This window comes from Escherichia sp. HH41S (genome assembly GCF_009820115.1).
GTDB classification, from domain to species: domain Bacteria; phylum Pseudomonadota; class Gammaproteobacteria; order Enterobacterales; family Enterobacteriaceae; genus Escherichia; species Escherichia coli_F.
Genome location: NZ_VNXE01000119.1, coordinates 365,902 through 371,901 on the forward strand (window position 1 = coordinate 365,902; position 6,000 = coordinate 371,901).

General features: G+C 45.2%; 3 protein-coding genes. All 3 read left to right on the forward strand.

Going from position 1 to position 6,000, the window contains the following annotated elements; all coding sequences use genetic code 11:
• The first annotated feature begins 5 nt into the window (after positions 1 to 5).
• Positions 6 to 2,378, forward strand: a complete 2,373-nt coding sequence (locus FQZ95_RS23720; RefSeq protein WP_160530776.1) for a TonB-dependent receptor plug domain-containing protein — start codon at positions 6 to 8, stop codon at positions 2,376 to 2,378.
• Positions 2,379 to 2,434: 56 nt separating this feature from the next.
• Positions 2,435 to 5,218, forward strand: coding sequence for a M16 family metallopeptidase (locus FQZ95_RS23725; RefSeq protein WP_202384193.1), 2,784 nt, complete (start codon positions 2,435 to 2,437; stop codon positions 5,216 to 5,218).
• Positions 5,219 to 5,578: 360 nt separating this feature from the next.
• A partial coding sequence (locus tag FQZ95_RS23730) for a pyridoxal-dependent decarboxylase (RefSeq protein WP_001681264.1) occupies positions 5,579 to 6,000 on the forward strand: 422 nt, incomplete at its 3' end.

Consider the following 6,000-nt stretch of genomic DNA (forward strand, 5'->3'; position numbering starts at 1 on the left):
AATAAATGAAGCGAGTTCTTATTCCTGGCGTCATTTTATGTGGCGCTGATGTGGCGCAGGCTGTCGATGACAAAAATAAGTACATGCCTGTTTTTGAAGAGATGACGGTCTATGCGCCTGTCCCTGTACCCGTAAACGGCAACACGCATTACACCAGTGAAAGCATCGAGCGTTTACCGACCGGGAATGGCAATATCAGCGATCTGCTGAGAACCAACCCTGCGGTGCGCATGGATTCAACGCAAAGTACCTCGTTGAACCAGGGAGATATTCGCCCGGAGAAAATCTCTATTCACGGTGCATCGCCCTATCAGAATGCCTATTTGATTGACGGTATAAGTGCAACTAACAACTTGAACCCGGCGAATGAGTCCGATGCCAGTAGTGCAACCAATATTAGCGGGATGTCACAGGGTTATTATCTGGATGTCAGCTTACTGGACAATGTGACACTTTATGACAGTTTTGTGCCGGTTGAATTTGGCCGCTTCAATGGCGGGGTAATTGATGCAAAGATCAAACGCTTCAACGCTGATGATAGCAGCGTGAAACTGGGTTATCGCACTACGCGGTCGGACTGGTTAACATCGCATATCGATGAGAATAACAAGAGCGCATTTAATCAAGGTTCTTCAGGAAGTACTTATTACTCTCCAGATTTTAAAAAGAACTTTTATACCTTGTCGTTTAATCAGGAACTCGCTGATAACTTTGGCGTTACCGCCGGTTTATCGCGCCGCCAGTCTGATATCATCCGCGCGGATTATGTTTCGAATGACGGCATTGTCGCCGGCAGGGCACAGTATAAAAACGTTATCGATACTGCATTGAGCAAATTTACCTGGTTTGCCAGCGACCGCTTTACCCACGATTTAACCTTAAAATATACCGGCTCCAGCCGTGATTATAATACCAGCACCTTCCCGGAGTCTGATCGCGAAATGGGTAATAAATCCTATGGTCTGGCATGGGATATGGATACCCAGCTCGCATGGGCCAAACTGCGTACCACCGTTGGTTGGGATCATATTAGTGATTATACCCGTCACGATCATGACATCTGGTACACCGAACTTTCATGTACATATGGTGATATTTCAGGGCGTTGCACCCGTGGCGGATTAGGACACATTTCCCAGGCTGTAGATAATTACACCTTCAAAACACGCCTTGACTGGCAAAAATTCGCCGTGGGTAATGTTTCGCATCAACCCTACTTCGGCGCGGAATACATCTATTCCGATGCATGGACTGAACGCCATAACCAGTCTGAATCCTATGTGATTAATGCTGCCGGAAAGAAAACTAACCATACCATTTACCATAAAGGTAAAGGCAGCCTGGGAATAGACAATTACACGCTGTATATGGCGGATCGCATTAACTGGCGTAATGTGTCGTTAATGCCCGGCGTGCGGTATGACTATGATAACTATCTGTCAAACCACAATATCTCCCCGCGCTTTATGACGGAATGGGATATTTTTGCTGATCAAACCTCAATGATTACCGCAGGTTATAACCGTTACTATGGCGGGAATATTCTTGATATGGGATTACGTGATATCCGCAATAGCTGGACAGAATCGGTATCAGGCAATAAAACCCTGACGCGCTATCAGGATTTGAAAACGCCTTATAACGATGAACTGGCAATGGGATTGCAGCAAAAAATCGGTAAGAACGTTATTGCGCGCGCAAACTATGTTTACCGTGAAGCGCATGATCAAATCAGCAAAAGCAGTCGTACCGATAGCGCGACTAAAACCACCATTACTGAATATAACAACGACGGTAAAACCAAAACGCATTCGTTCAACCTCAGTTTTGAACTGGCCGAACCCCTGCATATCAGCCAGGTAGATATTAACCCACAAATTGTCTTTAGCTATATCAAGAGCAAGGGCAACTTGTCGTTAAACAATGGTTATGAGGAGAGCAATACAGGTGATAACCAGGTGGTTTATAACGGTAATCTGGTCTCTTACGATAGCGTTCCAGTGGCGGATTTTAATAATCCACTAAAGATCTCCTTAAACATGGATTTCACGCATCAACCGAGCGGGTTGGTGTGGGCGAATACGCTGACCTGGCAAGAAGCGCGTAAAGCTCGCATTATCCTGGGTAAGACGAATGCGCAATACATCAGCGAATATTCAGATTACAAGCAGTATGTTGACGAAAAACTGGATAGCAGCCTGACCTGGGACACCCGCTTGTCCTGGACGCCACAATTTCTGAAACAACAAAACCTGACGATCAGTGCCGATATTCTCAATGTACTGGATAGCAAAACCGCTGTTGATACAACGAATACCGGCGTGGCGACCTACGCCAGTGGCCGTACTTTCTGGCTTGATGTCAGCATGAAATTTTAATAGTTCGGATTTTACTTAACCGGGTAAATTCGCCCGGTTTTCGCATGGAGATAATTATGAGAAACCTCTGTTTCTTACTGACGTTAGTGGCAACTCTGTTGCTCCCCGGGCGACTGATTGCCGCCGCCTTACCGCAGGATGAAAAGTTAATTACCGGGCAACTGGACAATGGCTTGCGATACATGATTTATCCGCATGCTCAACCAAAGGATCAGGTAAATTTATGGCTGCAAATTCATACCGGTTCATTGCAGGAAGAAGACAATGAGCGCGGTGTGGCTCATTTTGTAGAACATATGATGTTTAACGGCACAAAAACATGGCCGGGTAATAAAGTCATCGAAACATTTGAGTCAATGGGCCTGCGTTTTGGTCGCGATGTTAATGCCTATACCAGCTATGACGAAACGGTGTACCAAGTAAGTTTGCCGACTACGCAGAAACAAAATCTGAAACAAGTGATGGCAATCTTCAGTGAATGGAGTAATGCCGCAACCTTTGAGAAACTTGAAGTAGACGCTGAACGCGGCGTAATTACTGAGGAATGGCGTGCATATCAGGATGCGAAATGGCGTACATCTCAGGCGCGCCGCCCTTTTCTTTTGGCAAATACACGTAATTTAGACCGTGAACCTATCGGCCTGATGGATACTGTTGCCACAGTCACACCGGCACAATTGCGCCAGTTTTATCAACGCTGGTATCAACCCAATAATATGACCTTTATTGTGGTCGGCGATATCGACAGTAAAGAAGCGCTGGCGCTGATAAAGGATAATTTAAGTAAGCTCCCGGCTAATAAAGCAGCTGAGAATCGCGTCTGGCCGACAAAAGCAGAAAACAATCTACGCTTTAATATTATTAATGATAAAGAAAACCGGGTGAACGGCATTGCACTCTATTATCGCCTGCCACTGGTACAAGTAAACGATGAGCAAAGCTTTATCGAACAAGCGGAATGGAGCATGTTGGTTCAGCTGTTCAATCAACGTCTGCAGGAACGTATACAGTCGGGCGAATTGAAGACTATTTCTGGTGGCACTGCGCGCAGCGTTAAAATTGCACCCGATTATCAGTCGCTGTTTTTCCGTGTAAATGCACGTGACAATAATATGCAGGATGCTGCGAATGCATTAATGGCAGAGTTGGCAACCCTCGATCAACATGGTTTTTCTGCTGAAGAACTCGACGATGTTAAAACTACCCGCCTAACCTGGCTGAAAAATGCGGTTGATCAGCAAGCTGAACGCGATTTACGTATGCTGACCAGTCGCCTGGCGTCCAGCTCGTTAAATAATACGCCGTTCTTGTCGCCGGAAGAGACATACCAACTTTCGAAACGTCTGTGGTCGCAAATTACCGTGCAAAGTCTGGCGGAAAAATGGCAGCAGCTAAGAAAGAACCAGGACGCATTTTGGGAGCAAATGGTAAACAATGAAGTTGCCGCCAAAAAAGCATTGTCTCCTGCGGCTATCCTGGCGCTGGAAAAGGAGTACGCCAACAAAAAGCTGGCGGCTTACATCTTCCCAGGCAGAAATTTATCGTTAACAGTAGACGCTGACCCACAGGCGGAAATTAGCAGTAAAGAAACGCTGGCTGAGAATCTGACATCATTAACACTTTCTAATGGTGCCAGGGTTATTCTGGCAAAATCAGCGGGTGAAGAGCAAAAGCTACAAATTATTGCCGTATCTAATAAAGGTGATTTAAGTTTCCCTGCGGAGCAAAAATCACTTATCTCGCTGGCAAATAAAGCGGTGAGTGGCAGCGGCGTTGGTGATCTCTCCTCTTCCAGCCTGAAACGCTGGAGTGCGGAAAACTCGGTAACCATGAGCAGCAAAGTCAGTGAGCTGAATACGTTGCTCTCCGTGAGCGCGCGGGCTAATAATCCTGAACCTGGTTTCCAGTTGATTAACCAGCGAATCACTCACAGCACGATTAATGACAATATTTGGGCATCGCTACAAAATGCTCAAATTCAGGCGTTGAAAACGCTCGACCAGCGTCCAGCAGAGAAATTCGCCCAGCAGATGTATGAGAAGCGCTATGCTGATGACCGTACGAAATTACTGCAAGAAAAACAGATTGCACAATTTACTGCCGCAGACGCGCTGGCAGCCGATCGCCAGTTATTTTCATCTCCAGCGGATATCACGTTTGTCGTTGTCGGTAATGTCGCAGAAGACAAACTTCTGCCGTTAATTACGCGTTACTTAGGATCAATAAAACACTCTGATTCGCCATTAGCCGCAGGTAAACCATTAACTCGCGCGACGGACAACGCATCGGTTACAGTAAAAGAACAAAATGAACCTGTGGCACAGGTTTCACAGTGGAATCGTTATGATTCCCGGACACCTGTAAATCTGGAGACGCGTATGGCGCTCGATGCTTTTAACGTCGCACTGGCAAAAGATCTACGCGTTAATATTCGTGAACAGGCATCTGGAGCATACAGCGTTTCTTCTCGCCTCTCGGTTGATCCTCAGGCCAAAGATATCAGTCATTTGCTGGCTTTTACTTGTCAACCAGAACGGCATGAAGAACTGTTAGCGTTAGCGAATGAAGTGATGGTTAAGCGTCTGGCTAAAGGGATCAGTAAGCAAGAACTGAACGAATACCAGCAAAACGTTCAGCGCAGCCTCGATATCCAACAGCGTAGCGTTCAACAATTAGCGAACACCATTGTAAATAGTCTTATTCAATATGACGATCCTGCCGCATGGACTGCGCAGGAGCAATTATTGAAACAAATGACGGTAGATAATGTTAACACTACGGTTAAACAATATCTTTCTCATCCGGTGAATACCTTTACCGGAGTATTACTACCAAAATAATGACGTCCCCCGTCAACATATCGTTGGCGGGGGTTTTAGCAACAGACGTTATTTTATATAATAATTTTATGAATGCGTTCAAAATAACAACCGAGTACTAATAATGATATTTTAAGGGCTAATTTTTATGCGATAATTCACCAGAGTTAGAAAGCGCGTCAAAATAATGACATACAACACCACACTACAACCCATAACACCCTACACCATTGTTTTTTAACGCAAACATATTTTGCCCATAATATCTCACGATAAATAACATTAGGATTTTGTTATTTAAACACAAGTCCTTTGCACTTGCTTACTTTATCGATAAATCCTACTTTTTTAATGCGATCCAATCATTTTAAGGAGTTTAAAATGGATAAGAAGCAAGTAACGGATTTAAGGTCGGAATTACTCGATTCACGTTTTGGCGCTAAGTCTATTTCCACTATTGCAGAATCAAAACGATTTCCGCTGCACGAAATGCGCGATGATGTCGCATTCCAGATTATCAATGATGAGTTATATCTTGATGGCAACGCTCGTCAGAATCTGGCAACGTTCTGCCAGACCTGGGACGACGAAAATGTTCACAAGTTGATGGATTTATCTATTAACAAAAACTGGATCGACAAAGAAGAATATCCGCAATCTGCAGCTATCGACCTGCGTTGCGTAAATATGGTTGCTGACTTGTGGCATGCGCCTGCGCCGAAAAATGGTCAGGCCGTTGGCACCAACACCATTGGCTCTTCCGAGGCCTGTATGCTCGGCGGGATGGCGATGAAATGGCGTTG

Excerpts from the sequence above, each read along its gene's own strand:
- FQZ95_RS23725 (WP_202384193.1), top strand. The coding sequence starts at position 2,435 with ATGAGAAACCTCTGTTTCTTACTGACGTTAGTGGCAACTCTGTTGCTC.
- FQZ95_RS23720 (WP_160530776.1), top strand. The coding sequence starts at position 6 with ATGAAGCGAGTTCTTATTCCTGGCGTCATTTTATGTGGCGCTGATGTG.